Source organism: Marinobacter aromaticivorans (genome assembly GCF_002806975.1).
Taxonomy (GTDB): Bacteria; Pseudomonadota; Gammaproteobacteria; order Pseudomonadales; family Oleiphilaceae; genus Marinobacter; species Marinobacter aromaticivorans.
On the sequence record NZ_NIHD01000001.1, the window covers coordinates 17,205 to 39,321 of the forward strand.

17 protein-coding genes and 1 tRNA gene are annotated in these 22,117 nt (G+C 56.4%); 15 read left to right on the forward strand and 3 right to left on the reverse strand.

Annotation, left to right across the window (positions count from 1 at the left end; all coding sequences use genetic code 11):
• Positions 1-85: 85 nt before the first annotated feature.
• A complete protein-coding gene (carB, locus tag CDH48_RS00095) occupies positions 86-3,304 on the forward strand; it encodes a carbamoyl-phosphate synthase large subunit (protein WP_100686681.1) in 3,219 nt (1,072 codons plus the stop codon).
• Positions 3,305-3,308: 4 nt separating this feature from the next.
• On the forward strand, positions 3,309-3,788 hold the full coding sequence (gene greA / locus CDH48_RS00100; RefSeq protein ID WP_100686682.1) for a transcription elongation factor GreA: 480 nt from the start codon (positions 3,309-3,311) through the stop codon (positions 3,786-3,788).
• 89 nt (positions 3,789-3,877) lie between these two features.
• Here greA and yhbY read toward each other — a convergent pair whose 3' ends face one another.
• Entirely contained in the window at positions 3,878-4,189 is a 312-nt protein-coding gene (gene yhbY, locus CDH48_RS00105) for a ribosome assembly RNA-binding protein YhbY (RefSeq protein ID WP_100686683.1), read from the reverse strand.
• 327 nt (positions 4,190-4,516) lie between these two features.
• Between yhbY and ftsH the strand changes: the two genes are divergently transcribed.
• The 13 genes from ftsH (at position 4,517) to pnp (ending at position 19,132) form a co-directional block, all read left to right on the forward strand.
• Positions 4,517-6,451, forward strand: a complete 1,935-nt coding sequence (ftsH, locus tag CDH48_RS00110; protein WP_100687168.1) for an ATP-dependent zinc metalloprotease FtsH — start codon at positions 4,517-4,519, stop codon at positions 6,449-6,451.
• A 115-nt stretch (positions 6,452-6,566) separates the two neighbouring features.
• Positions 6,567-7,397 carry a dihydropteroate synthase gene (folP, locus tag CDH48_RS00115; RefSeq protein WP_100687169.1) on the forward strand — a complete coding sequence of 277 codons (831 nt, stop codon included), beginning with the start codon at positions 6,567-6,569 and terminating at the stop codon, positions 7,395-7,397.
• A complete protein-coding gene (glmM, locus tag CDH48_RS00120; protein ID WP_100686684.1) occupies positions 7,397-8,740 on the forward strand; it encodes a phosphoglucosamine mutase in 1,344 nt (447 codons plus the stop codon). The genes folP and glmM overlap by 1 nt, the downstream gene beginning before the upstream one ends.
• Before the next feature lie 76 nt (positions 8,741-8,816).
• Positions 8,817-9,590, forward strand: coding sequence for a triose-phosphate isomerase (gene tpiA, locus CDH48_RS00125; RefSeq protein WP_100686685.1), 774 nt, complete (start codon positions 8,817-8,819; stop codon positions 9,588-9,590).
• Between the two features lie 24 nt (positions 9,591-9,614).
• A complete protein-coding gene (gene secG / locus CDH48_RS00130; protein ID WP_100686686.1) occupies positions 9,615-9,980 on the forward strand; it encodes a preprotein translocase subunit SecG in 366 nt (121 codons plus the stop codon).
• A gap of 7 nt (positions 9,981-9,987) precedes the next feature.
• Positions 9,988-10,072 (forward strand) — tRNA-Leu (locus CDH48_RS00135).
• A gap of 311 nt (positions 10,073-10,383) precedes the next feature.
• On the forward strand, positions 10,384-10,845 hold the full coding sequence (gene rimP / locus CDH48_RS00140) for a ribosome maturation factor RimP (RefSeq protein ID WP_100686687.1): 462 nt from the start codon (positions 10,384-10,386) through the stop codon (positions 10,843-10,845).
• A 54-nt stretch (positions 10,846-10,899) separates the two neighbouring features.
• Positions 10,900-12,393: a transcription termination factor NusA gene (gene nusA / locus CDH48_RS00145; protein WP_100686688.1), complete on the forward strand. Its 1,494-nt coding sequence runs from the start codon at positions 10,900-10,902 to the stop codon at positions 12,391-12,393.
• A gap of 17 nt (positions 12,394-12,410) precedes the next feature.
• Entirely contained in the window at positions 12,411-14,987 is a 2,577-nt protein-coding gene (infB, locus tag CDH48_RS00150; protein ID WP_100686689.1) for a translation initiation factor IF-2, read from the forward strand.
• A complete protein-coding gene (gene rbfA, locus CDH48_RS00155; RefSeq protein WP_100686690.1) occupies positions 14,987-15,433 on the forward strand; it encodes a 30S ribosome-binding factor RbfA in 447 nt (148 codons plus the stop codon). The genes infB and rbfA overlap by 1 nt, the downstream gene beginning before the upstream one ends.
• Positions 15,430-16,359 (forward strand): tRNA pseudouridine(55) synthase TruB, encoded by a 930-nt coding sequence (truB, locus tag CDH48_RS00160; protein ID WP_100686691.1) that lies wholly within the window; start codon positions 15,430-15,432, stop codon positions 16,357-16,359. Before rbfA ends, truB begins: the two co-directional genes overlap by 4 nt.
• 77 nt (positions 16,360-16,436) lie before the next feature.
• Positions 16,437-16,706 (forward strand): 30S ribosomal protein S15, encoded by a 270-nt coding sequence (gene rpsO / locus CDH48_RS00165; protein WP_100686692.1) that lies wholly within the window; start codon positions 16,437-16,439, stop codon positions 16,704-16,706.
• A 311-nt stretch (positions 16,707-17,017) separates the two neighbouring features.
• Entirely contained in the window at positions 17,018-19,132 is a 2,115-nt protein-coding gene (gene pnp, locus CDH48_RS00170) for a polyribonucleotide nucleotidyltransferase (RefSeq protein WP_227520901.1), read from the forward strand.
• 253 nt (positions 19,133-19,385) lie between these two features.
• On the opposite strand, the gene CDH48_RS00175 is transcribed toward pnp, so the two are convergent.
• Together CDH48_RS00175 and CDH48_RS00180 are read right to left on the reverse strand one after the other, a co-directional pair.
• The gene (locus CDH48_RS00175; RefSeq protein ID WP_100686694.1) at positions 19,386-20,264 is read right to left on the reverse strand and encodes an alpha/beta hydrolase; all 879 of its coding nucleotides are present in this window, start codon (positions 20,262-20,264) and stop codon (positions 19,386-19,388) included.
• Positions 20,234-22,096 (reverse strand): Lnb N-terminal periplasmic domain-containing protein, encoded by a 1,863-nt coding sequence (locus CDH48_RS00180; RefSeq protein ID WP_100686695.1) that lies wholly within the window; start codon positions 22,094-22,096, stop codon positions 20,234-20,236. Before CDH48_RS00180 ends, CDH48_RS00175 begins: the two co-directional genes overlap by 31 nt.
• Positions 22,097-22,117: the final 21 nt, after the last annotated feature.

The window sequence follows — 22,117 nt, forward strand, 5'->3', positions numbered from 1 at the left end:
AGCCGGGGAGCCAGATATCACCCCAGACACGCGCCGCATTTTTGCGCTGCAAGAATTTAAACGTTGCTGACAGGTTTACCAAGACATGCCAAAACGGACCGATATTAAAAGTATCCTGATTCTGGGCGCAGGCCCGATTGTAATCGGGCAGGCGTGCGAATTTGACTACTCCGGCGCCCAGGCCTGTAAAGCTCTGCGAGAGGAAGGTTACCGCGTTATCCTGGTCAACTCGAATCCGGCCACCATCATGACCGACCCGGTGATGGCGGATGCCACCTACATCGAGCCGATAACCTGGCAGACCGTTGCCAAGATTATTGAAAAAGAAAAACCCGATGCGGTGTTGCCCACCATGGGCGGGCAGACGGCATTGAACTGTGCCCTGGAACTGGAAAAGCACGGCGTGCTGGCCGAGCACGGTGTGGAAATGATCGGCGCCAACGCCGACACCATCGACAAGGCAGAAGACCGCAGCCGCTTTGACAAGGCCATGAAGGCGATCGGCCTGGAGTGTCCGCGCGCCGCTATCGCGCACAGCATGGCAGAAGCCTGGGACGTTGCTGCGGAAATAGGGTTTCCCTGCATTATTCGCCCATCCTTCACCATGGGCGGCTCCGGTGGAGGTATCGCCTATAACCGGGACGAGTTTGAAGAGATCTGTACTCGCGGCCTGGATCTTTCCCCCACCAACGAGTTGCTTATTGACGAATCGCTGATTGGCTGGAAAGAATATGAAATGGAAGTCGTCCGCGACAAAGCGGACAACTGCATCATCGTGTGTTCTATCGAGAACTTTGATGCCATGGGCGTACACACCGGGGATTCCATTACCGTCGCACCGGCACAGACGCTGACCGACAAGGAATACCAGATCATGCGGGACGCCTCGCTGGCCGTACTGCGTGAAATTGGCGTGGAAACCGGCGGGTCAAACGTACAGTTTGGCATCCATCCGGATACCGGGCGCATGGTTGTGATCGAAATGAACCCGAGGGTTTCCCGGTCGTCGGCACTGGCTTCCAAGGCCACTGGCTTTCCGATCGCCAAGGTGGCAGCAAAACTGGCTGTTGGCTACACCCTGGATGAGCTGCGGAACGAAATCACCGGTGGTGTAACGCCAGCATCCTTCGAGCCCAGCATCGATTACGTGGTCACCAAGATACCCCGGTTTACCTTTGAAAAATTCCCCCAGGCCGATGCACGCCTGACTACCCAGATGAAATCTGTGGGAGAGGTCATGGCCATTGGCCGAACCTTTCAGGAATCAATACAGAAAGCCCTTCGCGGCTTGGAGGTGGGCTCCGAAGGCTTTGATGAAAAGCTGGAAGAATTCAGCTCTGAGAACTCCCGCGAAACCCTCACCCGTGAGCTCAGTGTTCCCGGTGCTGATCGCATCTGGTACATAGGTGATGCTTTCCGGGCGGGTATGAGCGTCGATGACGTGTTTCAGCTCACCAAGGTGGATCCCTGGTATCTGGTACAGATAGAAGACCTTGTTCGCGAAGAACAGACGCTGAAGTCCGCAGGGAAGGCCGACATTGATCATGCAACCCTGTTCCGCCTCAAGCGTAAGGGTTTCTCTGACGCAAGGCTGGCCAAGCTGCTGGGAATCACCGAGATGAGTCTGCGCAAGCTGCGTCATGATCTGAACATTCGCCCTGTTTACAAGCGGGTGGATAGCTGTGCTGCCGAGTTCGCATCGGACACCGCCTACATGTACTCAACCTATGAAGAAGAGTGCGAGGCAGATGTCAGCGACCGGGACAAAATTGTCGTAATTGGCGGTGGCCCTAACCGAATTGGTCAGGGGATCGAGTTCGATTATTGCTGCGTACACGCGGCGCTCGCCATGCGCGAAGATGGTTACGAAACCATCATGATCAACTGTAACCCGGAGACGGTGTCGACAGATTATGACACCTCGGACCGGCTGTATTTTGAGCCGATAACCCTGGAAGATGTGCTGGAAATTATCGATCTCGAGAAGCCCAAGGGAGTAATTGTCCAGTTTGGCGGCCAGACACCGCTGAAACTTGCCCGTGGCCTGGAGGCCGCTGGCGTGCCCATTATTGGCACCAGCCCGGACGCAATCGACCGGGCGGAGGATCGTGAGCGCTTCCAGCAGATGATTAACCGCCTTGGCCTGAAGCAGCCGGAAAACGCCACGGTGCGCAGCCATGAAGAAGGTATTGTGGCCGCTCGCGAAATCGGTTATCCGCTGGTGGTTCGCCCCTCCTACGTACTTGGCGGCCGCGCCATGGAGATTGTTTTCGGTGAAGATGAGCTGGTGCGCTACATGCGCAGTGCCGTGCTGGTCTCCAACGACAGCCCGGTATTGCTTGATCACTTCCTGAACGCGGCTATTGAAGTGGATATTGATGCCATTTGTGATGGCAAGGACGTGGTTATCGGCGGCATCATGCAACACATTGAGCAGGCAGGTATCCACTCCGGAGACTCGGCATGCTCCCTGCCGCCATATACTCTGCCGCCGGCCGTTCAGGATGCCATGCGCGAAGCGGTCCGGAAAATGGCCATCGAGCTGGAAGTGGTCGGCCTGATGAACGTGCAGCTGGCCTGGCAGGATGACCAGATTTACGTGATCGAAGTTAACCCCCGCGCTTCGCGTACCGTACCGTTTGTCTCAAAAGCCATTGGTGTATCCCTGGCCAAGGTGGCGGCCCGGGTCATGGCCGGCACCTCCCTCGCAGAGCAGGGCTTCACTGAAGAGGTGGTTCCCGACTACTATGCTGTAAAAGAATCTGTGTTCCCGTTCAACAAGTTCCCGTCGGTGGACCCGATCCTTGGACCCGAGATGAAGTCTACAGGTGAGGTGATGGGGCTTGGCGACAGCTTTGATGAAGCGTTTGCGAAAGCGTCACTGGCTATCGGGGAGCGACTGCCTTCGGAAGGAACCGTGTTCATGTCGGTTCGTGATGTAGACAAGGCCGGCGCCATTCAGCTTGCCCGGGAGCTGGTTGATACCGGCTTCACACTTGTTGCCACAACCGGAACCGCGAAAGCACTTCGCGAAGCGGGCATCGAAGTGGCGCGGGTCAATAAAGTCGGTGAAGGGCGACCCCACATTGTGGATGCCATCAAGAACGGCCAGGTTCAGCTTATTATCAATACCACTGAGGGGCGAAAGGCGGTAGCTGATTCGGCTCAGATTCGCCAGTCGGCGCTGCAGACCAAAGTGGCCTATACAACAACACTGGCGGGCGGCGAAGCCTTCTGCCGGGCCATCAAGTTCGGCCCGGAGCGCACAGTACGCCGCCTGCAAGACCTTCACGCAGGGAAGTAAGATTATGAGTGAAAGAGTACCTATGACAAAAGGTGGGGAGGCCCGCCTTCGTGAGGAGCTCCGGAAGCTGAAATCCGAAGATCGTCCGCGCGTGATCGCAGCGATTGCGGAGGCGCGTGAACACGGCGATCTCAAGGAGAACGCCGAGTACCATGCTGCCCGGGAGCAGCAGAGTTTCATAGAGGGGCGGATTCAGGAAATCGAGGGCAAGTTGTCGGCAGCCCAGGTTATTGATGTCACCACCATGGAAAATACAGGCCGGGTCATTTTCGGCACCACGGTTCATCTGATGAATATTGATACGGATGAACAGGTGGTCTACCAGATCGTTGGCGAGGATGAAGCGGATATCAAGGCAGGCAAGCTTTCGATCTCTTCCCCGATCGCGCGGGCACTGGTTGGCAAGAACGAAGATGATGTTGTGGCTATTCGCGTGCCCTCCGGTACCGTGGAGTACGAAATCGAAAAGGTGGAATACATCTGATTCCCATGGCGGGCGAAGTGCCAGCGTCCAGAAATGAAAAACCGGCTGTTTCATGCAGCCGGTTTTGCGTTTGCAAGGCTCGGTACGTGTCAGTTTTTGTGACGCAGCAGATTGGATAGCCTGGGGTTAGGTTTGCCGGCTCTGCGCAAAATCACTGCAATTTTTCCGATGGTCTGCACAACTTCCGCGCCGCTGGCTTCACACAGGGCGTTGATAGCTTCCTGTCTGGCTTCCCGGTCCGGGCTCGCGATTTTGATCTTGATGAGTTCGTGGTCGTTCAGGGCGCGCTCCAGCTCTTCCTGGAGGTTTTCGGTCAGGCCCTTGTCGCCCACAATAATCACGGGTTTAAGGTTGTGGGCAATAGCCCGGTATTCCCGGCGCTGTTCCGGTGAAAGGCTCATGATGTACTCTCTTTATCGGTGCAATTAACAAAAGGTCAGCGGCATATTCGCTGGTAACGTCGTATAATCGGCGGATTGTAGCAGACAACCTTGCAGACAGATCACCTCGCAGACGTTGTAATTTCCGGGATGGAACCCACATAAAGGTTACATGGGGATTTATCCGGCGCTCGGGAACGTCTACTGGTTGATCCGCAGGTGCGTTTTATGGCCGTTACGGATGGGCCGTTTCTGGTGGATGGACGTACAATTAGTGTAAGGTGTCAGTAAAGAGTAGTTTCTTCGATGGCCTGCTCTTCAATTCACAGGTGATGATCCTTGAACGATATGGCAAAAAATCTGGTTCTCTGGCTGATAATAGCCGCAGTACTGTTGATGGTGTTTCAGAATTTTTCTCCCACCACCACCGGTCAGCAAGTCAATTACTCCCAATTCGTTGAGATGGTTCAGCAGGGCCAGGTCAGCAGAGTCACTATTGATGGCCTGGAAATCCAGGGCATCCGGGGCGATGGATCCCAGTTCCAGACGATTCGACCACAGGTGGCGGATAACAAACTGATGGACGATCTGCTGGCCAACAAGGTGGAGGTGATCGGCAAGGAGCCGGAACGCCAGAGCCTGTGGACACAGTTGCTGGTGGCTGCATTCCCGATTCTGATCATTATCGCTCTGTTTGTGTTCTTCATGCGGCAAATGCAAGGCGGTGGTGGCGGCAAAGGCCCCATGTCGTTTGGCAAGAGCAAAGCGCGCCTGATGAGCGAAGATCAGATCAAGACCACATTTGCCGATGTGGCCGGCGTGGATGAAGCCAAGGAAGATGTAAAGGAACTGGTGGACTTCCTTCGCGACCCAAGCAAGTTTCAGCGCCTTGGCGGCAGCATCCCCAAAGGTGTGCTCATGGTGGGGCAGCCGGGTACCGGTAAAACCCTGCTGGCCAAGGCCATCGCCGGTGAAGCCAAGGTTCCGTTCTTCTCCATTTCCGGTTCGGACTTCGTGGAGATGTTCGTGGGTGTTGGGGCGTCCCGTGTACGGGACATGTTCGAGCAGGCCAAGAAGCAGAGCCCCTGTATCATCTTCATTGATGAGATTGACGCGGTTGGTCGCCACCGTGGTGCCGGCATGGGGGGTGGTCACGACGAGCGTGAGCAGACCCTGAACCAGCTGCTGGTTGAAATGGACGGCTTCGAGGGTAACGAGGGCGTTATCGTTATCGCTGCAACCAACCGCCCTGACGTTCTGGACCCGGCCCTGTTGCGCCCTGGGCGTTTTGACCGCCAGGTTGTGGTTGGCTTGCCTGATATCATTGGCCGCGAACAGATTCTCAAAGTACACATGAAGAAAGTGCCTCTGGACGAGAACGTGGTGCCGTCGCTGATTGCCCGTGGTACGCCCGGATTCTCCGGTGCGGATCTTGCCAACCTGGTTAACGAAGCAGCGCTGTTTGCCGCGCGCCGAAACCAGCGCCTGGTATCCATGGAAGAGTTTGAGCTGGCGAAAGACAAGATCATGATGGGCGCAGAGCGCAAGTCCATGGTCATGAGCGAGAAGGAAAAACTGAATACGGCTTACCATGAGTCCGGTCACGCAATAGTTGGCCGGCTCATGCCAGAGCATGATCCGGTATACAAGGTAAGTATCATTCCCCGTGGCCGTGCCCTGGGTGTGACAATGTTCTTGCCGGAGGAAGACAAATACAGCCACAGCAAGCGTTTCCTGATCAGCTCGATATGCAGCCTGTTCGGTGGTCGTATTGCCGAGGAGCTTACTCTGGGATTTGACGGTGTTACCACTGGCGCTTCCAACGATATTGAGCGCGCCACCAGATTGGCACGCAACATGGTTACCCGTTGGGGGCTCTCGGAAAAGCTCGGGCCTCTCCAGTACGATACAGACAGCGAAGAGCCATTCCTTGGTCGTTCTGCCGGTCAGACCCAGACCGTCTACTCACCGGAAACGGCGCAGCGGATTGATGAAGAAGTTCGCAATATCATCGACAGCTGCTACGAAAAGGCGAAGCAGATTCTGGTCGATAACCGGGACAAGCTGGACCTTATGGCTGAAGCCCTGATGAAGTATGAAACCATCGATCGTCACCAGATTGATGACATCATGGAGGGCCGCGCACCACGCCCGCCAAAAGGCTGGAGTGATAGTGGGCCGGCCAGTGGAGTCAAGGCCGACGATTCGGAGCCGGTTGCTGGCTCCAAACCCTCGGATGATGGCCGTCGTCCCGATGTTGGCCGGCCCGCCGGAGAGCACTGAGACTCTCGGGTTCAAACAGGATCAGCTGATTCACGCCGCCCTGGACCAGGGCGGCGTTTGTATTTCCGAGGCTGCTTTTCTGATTGTGCATTATCCGCCTGCCAAAAAGGTTGTTATGAAAATGAACTTTGCCGGGCGCGAGCTTGATATGTCTCGCTGCCATGTGATGGGTATTCTCAATGTGACACCGGATTCCTTTTCCGATGGAGGTCAGTTCGTCCGGATGGAGGCTGCCTTATCAAAGGCTCACCAGATGGTTGCCGATGGTGCCGCCTTTATAGATGTAGGTGGTGAATCCACTCGCCCGGGGGCCGCCAGCGTTTCGGTTCAGGAAGAACTGGACAGGGTGTGCCCGGTTGTTGAGGCAATCTCCCGAGATCTGGATGTGATCGTATCTGTGGACACCAGTACACCGGAAGTCATGTCGCAGGCCGCAGCACTTGGCGCCGGGTTGATCAATGATGTGCGTGCGCTTCAGAAAGAAGGGGCTCTTGCGGTGGCAGCCAGCACCGGTGTGCCTGTTTGTCTCATGCACATTCAGGGCGAGCCAAAAACCATGCAGGAGCGCCCTGAATACAGGAATGTAATACGCGAGGTCAGTGAATTTCTGACCCGGCGGGTTCGCGCAGCAGAGGCGGCGGGGATTGCGGCGCAGGATATTATTCTGGACCCGGGGTTCGGGTTCGGGAAAAATCTTCAGCACAACCTGCGGTTACTCGCGTCCCTGGAGCAGTTGCAGGCCCTGGGCCATCCATTGATGGTGGGCATGTCCCGAAAGTCCATGCTGGGCCAGATTACAGGCCGGGAGCTTGACCAGAGGTTGCCTGCAAGCCTCGCGGTCGCGACAATAGCGGCCATGAAGGGCGCAAGTATTGTTCGTGCCCATGATGTCAGGGAAACCATGGATGCCGTCGGGGTAGTGGCGGCCGTAAAGGAGTCTGGTTGATGGCCGGAAGAAAGTACTTTGGTACCGATGGTATTCGCGGCAAGGTGGGTGAGCCTCCGATTACACCCGAATTCATGCTGCATCTGGGTTGGGCTGCAGGGCAGGCATTCAAAAAAGCAGGCCAGCGTAACAGCGTGCTGATTGGCAAGGACACCCGTTTGTCCGGGTATATGTTCGAGTCAGCGCTGGAAGCCGGATTGTCCGCCGCCGGGGTGGATGTGAAGCTTCTGGGGCCCATGCCGACCCCGGCCATTGCCTACCTCACCCGCACCTTTCGCGCATCTGCGGGTATTGTTATCAGTGCGTCTCACAACCCGCACCACGATAATGGCATCAAGTTTTTTTCTGCCGACGGCACCAAGCTTGACGATGCACTGGAAGCCGAAATTGAACGTTGGCTGGACACGCCGATTAAAGTGTGTGATCCGGGTGAGCTCGGGAAGGCTTCCCGCGTGGAAGATGCCCCTGGCCGCTACGTAGAATTCTGCAAAAGTACTGTGCCGAACGAGTTTACGCTGGATGGCATGAACATTATCCTGGATTGTGCCCACGGTGCTACCTACCACGTTGCGCCAAAAGTATTCCGGGAGCTTGGGGCGAGGGTCTCTGTGATCGGGGGCGAGCCGGATGGGCTCAACATTAACCTGAACGTAGGCTCTACTCACCTTGACGCGCTGAAGCACGCGGTTGTCGAGAAAAGGGCCGATCTGGGTATCGCCTTTGACGGAGATGGAGACCGTGTGCTCATGGTTGATCGGGACGGCTCCGAGGTAGACGGTGATGAGCTGTTATACGTGATTGCGTCCCAGCGTTTTGCGGAAGACCGCCTCAAGGGGGGTGTGGTCGGAACCCTGATGACGAACCTGGGTGTTGAGCTGGCCCTCAGGGAGATGGGGATTTCCTTTGAGCGGGCTCAGGTCGGTGATCGCTACGTAATGGAGCGATTGCTGGCCAATAACTGGGTGTTGGGCGGGGAAGGCTCCGGCCATATGGTAATACGGGATTGCACAAGCACCGGGGACGGCATTGTCTCGGCGCTTCAGACTCTGCTTTCCATCGCCAAATCCGGTAAAACGCTCGCCGAGTTGCGTCGGGGCATGCGCAAGCTGCCTCAGACCATGATTAACGTGCGGGTAGACACGCGGTTTAATCCCTTTGACCGGGAAGATATAGTTTCTGCGGTTCAGAAAGCTGAAGCAGAACTCGGGGACTCTGGCCGGATTCTGTTGCGGGCCTCGGGAACAGAGTCATTGATCCGCGTCATGGCCGAGGGCCGGGACGCCGATGATATTCGCCGTGTCGCTGAAAAGCTGGCGCAGGTCGTGGAAAACTCAACGCCCTGATTTTGTTGGTTTGAAGCGGTTGTCTGTTTTGAGGGACTGCTGTATAGTGCGCCCTCCCTTGGATTCGGGGTCTGTTATGCGTCGCAGGATTGTGGCCGGGAACTGGAAAATGAACGGGTCGAAAGACCTTTCCGAAAAGCTGGTCGGCTATGTCCGGTCCGAGGCCGGTTCTCTTGATAAGCATGTGGAGGTTGTTATTATTCCTCCCGCAATTTACATCCAGGATGTTTTGAAACAGGCCGGGGACCGCATTTCCGTTGGCGTCCAGAACGTAGGGCAGTGGCAATCGGGTGCCTACACCGGAGAAATCTCCTCCGGTATGGCCAGAGACGCAGGTTGCAGTTATGTGCTTGTTGGCCACTCGGAGCGGCGGCAGCTTTTTGGTGAGACAGATGATCTCGTTGCCCTGAAGGTGTCGAGCATTGTCGGGAATGGCCTGACTGCCATTGTTTGTGTTGGCGAAACGCTGGAAGAGCGCGAAGCGGGCAGGGCCGAGACCGTCGTGGCGGAACAGGTGCGGGCGGGGTTGGCTCCCTTGGCACAAGAGTCAGGCTCTCAGGGGCAGTGGCAGAACATTGTGGTTGCTTACGAGCCTGTCTGGGCCATAGGCACCGGTAAGACGGCCACCGCAGATGATGCCCAGGCCATGCACGCATCAATACGGGGTGTGCTGAAGAGTATGGGCGCACCGTCGGAAGAGATTTCACTGCTTTACGGCGGCAGCGTAAAAGCGGATAATGCAGCGGCTCTTTTTTCTGAGCCGGATATAGACGGTGGTCTTATCGGTGGGGCATCGCTGATTGCCGAGGATTTTGTTAGTATTTGCCGCTCGGTGCCGGCAGGTACCTAAAGTTAAAGGTTCGCGAGAGTCGTTATGGATTGGATGGAAACACTGGTAGTCGTTGTGCACGTGGTGATCGCGGTGGCGCTGGTGGGTCTGGTGCTGATCCAGCAGGGTAAGGGTGCGGATGCAGGTGCGGCCTTCGGTGGCGGTGCTTCGCAAACGGTATTCGGCAGCCAGGGCAGCGGCAGTTTTCTGACCCGTGTGACCACCTTGCTTGCAGTGGTGTTTTTTGTAACAAGTTTTTCACTGGCAGTGTTTGCCAAGCAGCGTGCTGAAGTAGCGGGCGACGCGGGAATCCCGGTTGTCAAAGAGTCCCGTCAGGCACCTGCAGAGAATGGCGAGGCTGACAAAAGTAATTCGCAGAGCGGGGAGCCTGATCTTCCCGAACTCGAGTAAGAAAGTTGCCCGGGTGGTGAAATTGGTAGACACGCTATCTTGAGGGGGTAGTAGCGAGAGCTGTGCCGGTTCGAGTCCGGCCCCGGGCACCAATTTCTATAACGGCTTGGAGTTTCCAGGCCGTTTTTGGTCAGTCCTTGACCAGTCCGTTTGGCGTCTTTATACTCCGGCGGATATTGGGACTCGATACGTTTTTTGTCGGGTTCCTGGCAGGCCAGGGTGTCTGTCGGTAGAAGGCTATAGGTTTTGCTTTCTGCAAGTTCTTGCAACAAAAAGCCCCCAGTTGTCGGGGCTTTTTGATTAAGGGCCCTGGCGCAACGGGCCCTGGTGCGTAAAAAGGGCTGATTAACAGCCCTTTTTTTGTTTTTGGGCCAGGTAAATTTCATAACGGAGACCGCCTAACTTGTCAGGCAAGCTTAAACAACTTGAAGAGATTCTGCGGCCCGTGGTGGAAGGCCTGGGTTACGAGTTCTGGGGTATTGAGTATCGCTCCCGGGGCCACCAGTCGCTTCTGCGGGTTTTTATCGACGATGTCGAAAACGGCATTGGCATCGACGACTGCGAGAAAGTCAGCCGTCAGATCAGTGGCGTGATGGATGTGGAAGATCCCATCCAGACAGAATATACGCTGGAAGTTTCGTCTCCGGGAATGGACCGCCCGTTGTTCCGGCCCGAACAATATCAGGCATTTGTGGGGCACAAGGTGCAAATCCGTTTGCGCATGGCGTTTGAAGGCCGGCGCAGGTTTCAGGGGGTTATCAAGGGCGTGGAAGGTGACGATATTGTGGTGGTTGTTGACGACCACGAGTATCTGCTTCCTTTCGACAGCATCGAAAAAGCCCATATTATTCCGGTATTCGAGTGAGTTATTTGAATAATTCAATGGAAGCACAGTTTATTTTCAGGGCAGGGCAATCCAATGAGTAAAGAGATCTTGCTGGTGGTTGAATCCGTCTCGAACGAAAAAGGTGTCGAGAAGGAAGTGATTTTCGAAGCAATTGAGCTGGCACTCGCCACCGCTGCCAAAAAACGCTACGAAGATGAAGAGGCAGATGTACGCGTCTCAATAGATCGCCGCACCGGAGAGTATGAAACCTTCCGCCGCTGGCTGGTTGTGGACAACGACGCCGTTCCTGCACTGGGAACCGAGCTGACGCTGCAGGAGGCGGAAGAGATCGACCCAGCCCTCAAGCCCGGTGATATCTACGAAGAGAAGGCGGAATCCGTGGCTTTCGGTCGTATCGGAGCCCAGGCGGCAAAGCAGATCATTTTCCAGAAAGTTCGCGAAGCCGAACGCAGCAAGATCGTCGACAGTTATCGCGATCGTGTGGGTGAACTGGTTTCGGGCACCGTCAAGAAAGTGACCCGCGACAACGTGATCGTTGACCTAGGTAACAACGCCGAAGCGCTTCTGCCGAGGGAAAACCTGATTCCCCGTGAAACCTTTCGCATGGGCGACCGTGTTCGCTCCCTGCTGTTGGAAATCCGCACGGATCACCGTGGCCCGCAGCTGATTCTGAGCCGCTCTGCTCCCCAGATGCTGGTTGAGCTGTTCCGCATTGAAGTGCCGGAAATTGCCGAGGAACTGATCGAAATCCGCGGTGCCGCCCGGGATCCCGGCTCCCGCGCGAAGATCGCCGTCAAAACCAACGATCGCCGTATTGATCCGGTCGGTGCCTGTGTTGGCATGCGCGGGTCTCGTGTTCAGGCGGTTTCCAATGAGTTGGGCGGCGAACGCGTAGACATAGTGCTGTGGGACGATAACCCTGCGCAGCTGATTATCAACGCTATGGCGCCGGCAGAAGTGGCCTCCATCGTGATGGATGAAGATCGCCACACCATGGATGTTGCAGTTGCCGAAGACAATCTGGCACAGGCTATTGGTCGTAACGGGCAGAACGTTCGCCTGGCCACCGAGCTTACAGGCTGGACCCTGAACGTAATGACCGAGGAAGAGGCGGGAGAGCGCCAGGAGCAGGAGTACAATACGCTTGTTGAGCGTTTTACCACCCACCTTGATGTTGACGAAGAATTTGCTGGTGTACTGATTGATGAGGGCTTTACCTCCATAGAGGAAGTCGCCTATGTGCCCATGGAAGAGATGCTGGCGATTGAAGGTTTTGATGAAGACACTGTCACCGAGTTGCGACGCCGGGCAAAGGATGTCCTGTTGAATCAGGCTTTGGCCAGCGAAGAAGCCCTTGATGGTGCCGAGCCCGCAGAAGATCTTCTGGGCATGGATGGAATGGATCGTAGCCTGGCGTTCAAACTCGCCGGCATGGGTGTGCGCACCATGGAAGACCTGGCTGAGCAGTCGGTTGACGACTTGCTCGATATCGAAGGTATGGATGAAGAGCGTGCAGGACAACTGATTATGGCCGCACGCGCCCCCTGGTTTGAAGACCAGGCTTAATTCGGGAGGAGACCAGTATGGCTGAAGTAACGGTAAAACAACTGGCCGATGATGTAGGCGCTCCCGTGGATCGTTTGCTGAAGCAGATCGTGGAGGCCGGCCTGAAAGCCCGCTCGGAAAACGATTCTGTGACCAGTGATGAGAAGCAGCAGTTGCTGGCCTATCTGAGAAAGAACCACGGTGAGGCAGGCGCTGAGCCGCGCAAGATAACCCTGAAGCGGAAAACCACCACCACGCTTAAAGCCGGTAAAGCCAAAACGGTGAATGTGGAAGTGCGTAAACGACGCACCTATGTGAAGCGCGCGGAACTTCAGCCAGAGCCTGAAGTAACACCGCCAGTGGCGGAAGAACTGCCGGAAGAGCCAAAGAAAGCAGAGCAACCGCACGCCGAAAAAACTGCGGATGTGACAGCCCCCAGGGCAGAAACAGCGGCTCCTGCTGATGCGGAGAAAGCGGAAACTCCGGTTGCTGAAGAATCGGTATCTGCCGGGAAGGTTGAGCCGGCCAAGGCGCCGGAACCCGAACCTGAGTCTGAGCCTGAGCCGGCTCCTGCTCCGGAAGATATGCCGATGCCACCGCCGGAAACTGACGGCAAGGATCGGAAGCCGAAGAAGAAAAAAGAGAAAGGTCGTGCACGCAGCGACGAATCTGAAGATGGCAAGCCCAAGAAGAAACAGGCGGGCCATCGCGGGCCACGTGGCCGAGCTGCGGACGAGCCTCTGGTGATCTCGGAAGACGATGAGGACACCACGCTGCGCAAACCACTGCGTGCGAAAAAGAAACCCAAAGAGAAGCGTCATGGCTTCGAGAGGCCGACCAAACCAATGGTCAGAGAAGTAGAAGTTCCTGAAGTTATAACCGTTGGTGATCTTGCCCAGCGGATGGCCGTCAAATCCGGTGATGTCATCAAAACCTTGATGGGCATGGGCGTGATGGCAACCATTAATCAGCCGCTGGATCAGGAGACGTCAACCCTGGTCGTTGAAGAGCTGGGCCATAAAGCCAAGCCAATCAGTGACGACGCCTTTGAGGAGGATGTACTCAGCGAATTCAAAGTGGAAGGCAAGGAAAAGACCAAGCGCGCTCCTGTTGTGAGTGTGATGGGTCACGTTGACCACGGCAAAACCTCGCTGCTGGACTACATCCGTCGCACCAAGGTTGCATCCGGCGAATCCGGTGGTATTACCCAGCACATTGGCGCCTACCACGTGGAAACCGATCACGGCATGATTTCCTTCCTGGATACTCCGGGCCACGCCGCATTTACCGCCATGCGTGCCCGTGGTGCCCAGTGCACGGATATCGTTATCCTGGTGGTTGCGTCCGATGACGGCGTTATGCCCCAGACCAAGGAAGCGGTGGAACATGCCCGCTCGGCAGGCGTGCCTATTGTTGTGGCCATCACCAAGATGGACAAGGAACAGGCAGACCCGGACCGCGTCAAGAATGAACTAGCAGCCATTGAAGTCATCCCGGAAGAGTGGGGCGGCGACGTGCAGTTCGTGCCAATCTCGGCTCACACCGGCGAAGGCATCGATGATCTGCTGGAAGCCGTGTTGCTGCAGGCCGAAATACTTGAGTTGCAAGCTTCACCCGATGCACCCGCCAGCGGTGTTGTGGTTGAATCGAGCCTTGAGCGTGGTCGCGGCTCTGTGGCCACGGTACTGGTGCAAAACGGTACCCTTCGTCAGGGCGAGATGGTTGTTGCGGGCTCCTTCTTCGGTAAGGTTCGCGCCATGACTGATGAAGCCGGCAAGCAGGTGAAGGAAGCTGGGCCGTCGATCCCGGTTGAAATCCTGGGCCTCAACGGCACCCCCGATGCAGGGGATGAGTTCTTTGCCGTGGCTGACGAACGCAAAGCCAAGGAACTGGCCGAGTTCCGCCATACCCGTGAGCGTGAACAGCGCCTGCAGCGTGCGCAAGCCGCCAAGCTCGAGAACCTGTTCGAGAACATGGGCAAAGATGAGGTTAAAACCCTCAACGTTGTCCTCAAAACGGACGTTCGCGGCTCGCTGGAAGCGATTACCAAGTCGCTGCAGGATTTGGGTAACGAGGAAGTCCAGGTCAAGATTGTGTCCTCTGGTGTAGGTGGTATCGCCGAGACCGACGTGAGCCTTGCCATGGCGACCAACGCCGTGATTTTCGGCTTCAACGTGCGTGCGGACACAGCAGCCAAGCGCCTGGTGGAGCAAGAAGGCCTGGACCTGCGCTACTACAGCATCATCTATAACCTGCTGGACGATGTGAAGGCAGCGTTAACGGGTATGCTGGCGCCGGAATTCCGTGAGGACATCGTAGGCATCGCCGATGTTCGCGACGTGTTCCGCTCACCGAAGTTCGGCCAGGTTGCCGGCTGCATGGTGACCGAGGGCACGGTATACCGGAACAAGCCTATCCGCGTACTGCGCGACAACGTGGTTATCTTTGAAGGCGAACTGGAATCCCTGCGTCGCTTCAAGGATGACGTGCCTGAGGTCCGTAACGGTATGGAATGTGGTATCGGCGTTAAAGGCTACGACGTGAAGGTCGGTGACCAGATCGAAGTCTTCGACCGTGTCAGAGTCGAGCGTAAACTCGAATCTACGGGGGCCTGATGCCTAGAGAGTTCAGTCGTATTGATCGCATTGGCGATCAGATGCAGCGTGAGCTTGCTCAACTGATTCAGCGTGAGGTCAAGGATCCGCGTGTTGGCATGGTGACGGTTAATGCAGTCAAGGTCAGCCGTGACCTTGGCTACGCCGACATCTATGTCTCACTGCTGTCAACCGAGGAACTCGACGCTGAGTCTCCCGAAGTCCGGGAGTCCATTGCGGTGCTGAACAAGGCATCCGGATTCCTCAGGGGGCAGGTGGGAAGAGCCATGAAGCTGCGGGTGATACCCCAGCTTCGGTTCCACTTTGATGCGCTTCAGGGCTACAGCCGCAGAATGGACAGACTGATCCGTGAGGCGGTCGGCGATAAGCCCGCCGTCAAGCAGAACGACGAAAACCCGGGCGATAGCCGGAAGGGCAATCAGGGCGATCCGGAGTCAGAGGCTTGAGCCGCAGACGCAAGGGCCGTGATGTTAACGGCATTCTGGTTATCGACAAACCCCAGGGTCTGACCTCCAATGGCGTACTGCAGCAGGTCAAGCGCCTTTATGGTGCTGCCAAGGCAGGCCACACCGGGGCGCTTGATCCGTTGGCAACCGGTGTGCTTCCCCTGTGTTTTGGTGAGGCCACCAAGTTCTCGCAGATGATGCTCGACAGCGACAAGGCCTACATAGCCACCGCACGCCTTGGCGAGCGTACTGAAACCGGTGACAGTGAGGGTGTCATAGTTGCCGCAAGGCCGGTTCCTGAAGGGCTTACGCCAGAAGTGCTCGAGCCGGTGCTCGATAAATTCCGCGGTGATATTCAGCAAGTACCCTCCATGTATTCCGCGCTTAAACATAATGGCCGCCCACTCTACGAATACGCTCGCGAGGGGATTGAAATAGAGCGTCCGGCGCGCCCGGTCACCATATACGAGCTCAGGCTTCTGGATGTGCGCGAGAACGAGATGGATATCGCGGTTAAGTGCACCAAGGGTACGTATATTCGCTCACTCGTTGAAGACATTGGCGAGGTTCTGGGTTGCGGTGCACATGTGATTGCCCTCAGGCGCACTCTGGCTGCCGGGTTTACCCTGGCGGATGTGCACACAGTGCCGGATCTCGAGGCGATGCGGGAACGTGGCGAAAGCCTGGACGGCCTGCTGGTAGCGCCGGATGCGGCCCTTTCGATGTTCCCCGGGCACCGTCTGTCGGGCCAGCCATTGGTGTCGATATTGAATGGGCAACCGGTTAGAATACCGGGTCGTGCTTACGAAGGTTTCGTGCGTATTTATGGCAACGAAGGGTTTGTAGGCCTTGCAGAAGCATTGCCGGCAGGCGAGGAAACCGAACTGGTGCCCCGTCGGCTGGTCAGTAACAGTGGTAAACGTTAAGTAAACCGCTGTGTAGCCGGGCTGTAGAGATGCGCGGTTCGGCCGGATTTAACAGCATCGCAAACATGAGGTGAGTTATGGCACTTTCTGCCAACGAAAAAGCACAGATCGTTAAAGATTATCAGCAAGCTGATGGTGATACCGGTTCTCCCGAAGTGCAGGTTGCACTGCTGAGCGCCAACATCAACAAGCTGCAGGATCACTTCAAGGCCAACAAGCAGGATCACCATTCCCGCCGTGGTCTGATCCGGATGGTAAACCAGCGTCGTAAACTGCTGGACTACCTCCGTCGGAAGAACGCTGACCGTTACCTGGAGCTGATCAAGCGCCTCGGGTTGCGTCGCTGATCTGGTCTTGCGACCTGGTGGCTGCGCCCGGCGTATAGCGGTCGTGGCCAGCAACCGGCGGGCTCCTGAAGCGTTCCGCCGGTTGTGTTTTTTTTATCACTGCATTGACTATTTCAGTGAACCTGGGATTGCCTGTCGCATTGGAAAGCCGAAATTGATAGCAGGTTGTTGAAAACCCGGGCGGTACGCAGTTCAAGCGTGTCCTATGCCTGGCCGGGGTTTTGCAACAGCCTGTTAGCTTTCAGACGGGACGACTTTCAGGATCACACATCAATCATTCTGAACAGATAACGCAGGAGTTCGTTGTGGATCTGCAACCGCGTAAAAAATCATTTGAAATGGGTGGCGAAACCGTCACTCTGGAAACGGGCCGTATTGCCCGTCAGGCCACCGGTTCCGTGCTGGTCACCATTGGTGATATTTCGGTTCTGGGCACCGTTGTGGGTGCCAAAGAGGCCAAGCCGGGCCAGCCTTTTTTCCCGCTGACCGTTAACTACTTTGAAAAGACCTATGCCGTGGGCAAAATCCCCGGTGGTTTCTTCAAGCGTGAAGGCCGTCCTTCCGAGAAAGAAACCCTGACATCCCGTCTGATCGACCGCCCGATCCGCCCGCTTTTCCCGAACGGCTACATGAACGAAACCCAGGTTATCTGTACGGTCATGTCGTCCAGCAAGAAGCAGGATCCGGATATCGCGGCCATGCTGGCGGCTTCCGCTGCTCTGGCAATCTCCGGAATTCCTTTTGACGGCCCCATCGGGGCATGTCGTGTTGGTTACACCAACGAAAGGGGCTACTTCGTAAACCCTAGCTTTGAAGAACTGGAAAGCTCCCTGCTGGATATGGTGGTCGCGGGTACCGACGAAGCAGTGCTGATGGTTGAATCTGAAGCCAAGGGCCTGACGGAAGACCAGATGCTCGGCGGTGTTCTTTTCGCCCATCAGGAAATGCAAGTGGCGGTAAATGCCATCAAAGAGTTTGCAGCCGAGAATGGCAAGCCGCGCTGGGATTGGCAGCCAGATCCGGAAAACACCGAATTGCTGGAGGCGATCAGATCCGAGTTTGCCGGTGCGATCGAAGAGGCTTACGGTATTCGCGACAAGATGGCCCGCTACGAGCGTCTGGGTGAAATCAAGGCAGCCGCTGTCGAAAAGCTGGCAGGCGAAGAGGAAGGTCAGCCTTCTGCCGATGATGTGAAAAAGTACTTTGGCAAGATCGAGAAGTCGGTTGTTCGCCAGCAGGTTATCGAAGGCAAGCCGCGTATTGACGGTCGTGACAACAAAACCGTACGCCCGATTGAAATTGAAGTGGGTATTCTGCCGAGTGTTCATGGTTCTGCCCTGTTCACCCGTGGCGAAACCCAGGCGATTGTTACCACTACGCTGGGTACCTCCCGCGACGTGCAGACCATCGATGCGCTGGAAGGCGAGCGCAAGGATCCGTTCCTGTTCCACTACAACTTCCCTCCGTATTCGGTAGGTGAAGCCGGCCGTGTGGGCACCCCTGGCCGTCGTGAAGTGGGCCATGGTCGCCTGGCCAAGCGTGGTGTTATGGCGGTTATGCCGACCATGGACGAGTTCCCGTACGCCATCCGTGCGGTTTCCGAGATCACGGAATCCAATGGCTCCAGCTCCATGGCCTCTGTGTGCGGCTCCAGCCTCGCACTGATGGACGCCGGCGTACCTCTGAAGGCGCCGGTCGCCGGTATTGCAATGGGCCTGGTCAAGGAAGGCGACAAGTTTGCGGTTCTTACCGACATTCTTGGCGATGAAGATCACCTGGGCGATATGGACTTCAAGGTTGCCGGTACCAAAGATGGTGTTACCGCCTTGCAGATGGACATCAAGATCCAGGGTATTACTGACGAGATCATGGAGATTGCTCTGCAACAAGCATACTCTGCGCGCCAGCACATTCTTGGTGAGATGAACAAGGTGATCTCCGAACCCCGTTCCGAACTTTCGGCACGCGCTCCGAGCATTACTGCGATCAAGATCAACCCTGAGAAGATCCGCGACGTTATCGGTAAGGGCGGTTCCATGATTCGCTCTATCTGTGATGAAACCGGCGCTTCGATTGATCTGGATGACGACGGCAATGTGAAGATCTACGCAGATAACCAGGAAGCGGCCCAGGCGGCGGTTAACCGGGTCAAGGAAATCACGGCGGAGATTGAAGTGGGTGCTATCTACAAGGGTCGTGTTGAGCGCATTGTAGACTTCGGTGCCTTTGTTAACATCCTGCCCGGCAAGGATGGTCTGGTGCACATTTCCCAGATCTCTGATCGCCGTATTGAGAACGTGACGGACGAGCTGAGCGAAGGTCAGGAAGTTCTGGTCAAGGTTCTGGATGTAGACAACCGTGGCCGTGTGAAGCTGTCCATGAAGGAAGTCAAGGAAGGCGAGCAGCCGACTGACTTTACTGACTGATAGTTAGCAGCTACAAAAACCCCGCCTTTCCTCTGGATTGGCGGGGTTTTTGTTTTCTGGCCTTTGGATTTAGAGGTGGCGTTCGTGGGGTGGGCCTTTTCAAAACACGCTGTGAATACTTCCCTGTACGCTTGGCTCCGCCATCCATGGCTCCGCACAGTTTTGAAAAGGCCCACCCGACGAACCCTCGTACATCTCGGTGGCTTGCAGGAAAAGAAGGCCAGGAACATTGCGAAAGGCGTCTGGCTGGCCTTCAATTTCCCTCTAAAAATTCCAGTACCGCACTCTTGTAAGCTGGGATGATGAACGTCGCGGCATGGGGTGTGTCCGTCTGCAGGAATCGCTTTGGCTCATCGGCGGCTTCGTAGAGGTCTCGGCCGTGGTGGAAGGGGATGATGCCGTCGCGGACGCTGTGGATGATCATGACCGGCACAGGGCTGATGCTGGCGATATGGTCCACACCTTCGTATTCGTTCGGGATGCTCCAGCTCAGGGGTATCTGCAATGGCCAGGTGAGCCAGAAGTTGGCGAGTTTTTCTCTGGCTATGCCCCGGAAGCCGGAGAAGGTGCCGTCGAGTATGACGCCCTTGAGTTTCGGGGTTTCATTTCGCTGCACCCATTTGCTGGCGAGGTTCAGGCCCAGAGCGCCGCCCAGGCTTTGGCCCAGGAGGAAGATGGGCGTGTTCTCAACGTCGGGCCGGGTTGCCAGCCAGCGCAGGCCGGTTTCTGCGTCGTGGAGGGTGCCTTCTATGTCCGGGGCGCCGGTGGACTTGCCATAGCCGCGGTAGTCGATGGTGAAAATGTTGTAGCCCTCGGCAGGCAGCCAGGCGACGTTGAGCAGGTGGCTGCTGATGTTCTGGGCGTTGCCGTGGAGGAAGTACAGGGTGCCTTGGGCTTCGCCTTTTGCCGGTAGCCACCAGCCGTGGAGCGTTTCACCATCGGCGGTGTCGAGGTAGATGTTTTCGTACGCCAGGTTGAGGCGGTCCGGTGTAATGTAGGTGGTTTTGTCCGGATAGAAGAACAGGCCGCTACAGCCGCTTTGCAATGCCGCAGCAACTGCAAAAAGCCCGATCAGGAAGGGTGTTTTCAGCCTGTGTGCGTTCAGAAATAGATGTGAAGTCCGGCTTGCCATGTGCTCTGGTACCTGTCGTAGTGCTCTTCACGGGTGAATTCGGCAAACAGGCTGAATTCCCGGCCAAAATGCCAGTTGCCTTTGGCGTATAGCTGGTCCTGCCGATGCTGGCTGCTGACGATCCAGGCTTTGGTTTTGGTACCAGCCACCAGGCTGAAGCTGTCGTTCTGGTGCAGCAGGCCAATGTCGGCACCGGGGGCTGCATCGTAGCCCCGGCGCAGGTCGTCGTCGATTTCCAGATCCGCGGTGGCTATGGCGAAGGCCTGGGTGTGTTGGCCCAGGCGCCAGCTTCCCCCTGCGCCACCTTCAAGATAGGGTGTCAGAACCCGTTTGTTGCCGGTGTCGGTGCGGCGGCCACCAAAGCCTACCTGCCAGGACAAAGGCGAAAAGAACGCGTCCCTGGGACTCAGGGAGCGGATTTCCACACCGGTGATCTGCTCCAGCTGCAGTTCATCGTTATCAGTGTAATAGCGCGCATCCAGGCGTAAAAATTGGAGTTGCGCTCCGTTTCGGTAACCGGCGGGTGGGTCGAGAATATCGTGGTAGGCCGGACGGAAGGTCAGTTGGGTAAATTCGCGGTGGGCGAGCTGCCCCGCACTCAGGCTCACACGAAATGTGTCGTGGCCCTGGTCGTCGCGAACCTGCGGTTGTGGTGGTTTTTCAATTGGCGCAACGCCATCAATTTTACTGCGCTCCCGTAAAAGGCTGTGAGACAGCGGGGCGGCTATGTTCCGGGGCCAGCCATCGGCTTCACTCTTGTATCGTACGTAGTCGTAAGTGGCATCAAGCAAATGCGCCCGTTCCCTCTGGGGCAGGGCACGTATTTCTTTGCTGTCGGGCTCCACATAACCGTTGGCCATGGCGGCTGCAAGTGTCTGCTGGCGTTCGGACAGCGCTGACAGGCTGTAGGCCATGGCGGTGGCTGCCGAAGCCCGGTAATGCACAGCTTCTACCAGATTCCTGTCAACTACCCAACGCACAGTGTCAGAGGGTATGGCATGGGTGCTGACTTCATCCAGAAGATTTGTGCCGGGGCGGGCTACGTCGATTAGTGCCAGCAGGCGGTAGGCGCAGTTCTCATCAAAAAAGAAATAATCAAAATTCCGGTCCCGGATTTCCCAGGCGTGAGCCAGCATGACATCCACTTCCTGCTGGTTCAGGTTGAGTTTATATTCCCACAGGTCCCGATGTTCGATATCGGAGTAGAGGCGAATTTTTTCATAATAGGGCTGAACGGTTGTGATACCCGGGTATCCGCCAAAAATTCCCCTGTATGCAAACATCAGTTCGCTGTCGTGGGCCGCGGCATCGGCAGCGTATGAGATCGTGTTGGCCAGTAGCAGGTTGGTTTGCTCGTCTTCTTGCGGCGGGTCCAGTCTCAGGAATGTATGCCCAAACATGGATGACGGGCTGTTGAGATAGGAGGCAGCAAAAACCAGGGTAACGCTTTCTGTGTTAAGGGTTTCAGACCATTGCTGGTAAGCCGGGCAATTGGCAGGCTCCCGGGCCATGCCCAACCGGGCGCGCAGCCAGGCATCCCTCGCCGGAAAGCGGCACCGGGCATGATCATCGCCACCACCAGGCTGTTGTATGGCTTGGATTGTCGCCTCCAATTCTGCTTTCGGAGAGGTCTTGCCCGCGTCGCTCAGGAAAAAATCAGGGTCGTCAGCCTGGCTGGTATACCCGCCAATTCGTCCCGGCTGGTAGTGCACAAGTGTCAGCCAGGCCGGGTCCAGATGCAGTGGCCTGTCTTCTGCTTGCGTTTGAGCCTGCAGCGGTAAGCTGATTATGAGCCAGAGCACAGCTGGCCCAATGCGACGCATATTGCCCATGGGTAAATACGGGTTCCGTTT

Excerpts from the sequence above, each read along its gene's own strand:
- carB (WP_100686681.1), top strand. The coding sequence starts at position 86 with ATGCCAAAACGGACCGATATTAAAAGTATCCTGATTCTGGGCGCAGGC.
- greA (WP_100686682.1), top strand. The coding sequence starts at position 3,309 with ATGAGTGAAAGAGTACCTATGACAAAAGGTGGGGAGGCCCGCCTTCGT.
- yhbY (WP_100686683.1), bottom strand. The coding sequence starts at position 4,189 with ATGAGCCTTTCACCGGAACAGCGCCGGGAATACCGGGCTATTGCCCAC.
- ftsH (WP_100687168.1), top strand. The coding sequence starts at position 4,517 with ATGGCAAAAAATCTGGTTCTCTGGCTGATAATAGCCGCAGTACTGTTG.
- folP (WP_100687169.1), top strand. The coding sequence starts at position 6,567 with ATGAAAATGAACTTTGCCGGGCGCGAGCTTGATATGTCTCGCTGCCAT.
- glmM (WP_100686684.1), top strand. The coding sequence starts at position 7,397 with ATGGCCGGAAGAAAGTACTTTGGTACCGATGGTATTCGCGGCAAGGTG.
- tpiA (WP_100686685.1), top strand. The coding sequence starts at position 8,817 with ATGCGTCGCAGGATTGTGGCCGGGAACTGGAAAATGAACGGGTCGAAA.
- secG (WP_100686686.1), top strand. The coding sequence starts at position 9,615 with ATGGATTGGATGGAAACACTGGTAGTCGTTGTGCACGTGGTGATCGCG.
- nusA (WP_100686688.1), top strand. The coding sequence starts at position 10,900 with ATGAGTAAAGAGATCTTGCTGGTGGTTGAATCCGTCTCGAACGAAAAA.
- infB (WP_100686689.1), top strand. The coding sequence starts at position 12,411 with ATGGCTGAAGTAACGGTAAAACAACTGGCCGATGATGTAGGCGCTCCC.
- rbfA (WP_100686690.1), top strand. The coding sequence starts at position 14,987 with ATGCCTAGAGAGTTCAGTCGTATTGATCGCATTGGCGATCAGATGCAG.
- rpsO (WP_100686692.1), top strand. The coding sequence starts at position 16,437 with ATGGCACTTTCTGCCAACGAAAAAGCACAGATCGTTAAAGATTATCAG.
- CDH48_RS00175 (WP_100686694.1), bottom strand. The coding sequence starts at position 20,264 with ATGGCAAGCCGGACTTCACATCTATTTCTGAACGCACACAGGCTGAAA.
- CDH48_RS00180 (WP_100686695.1), bottom strand. The coding sequence starts at position 22,096 with ATGGGCAATATGCGTCGCATTGGGCCAGCTGTGCTCTGGCTCATAATC.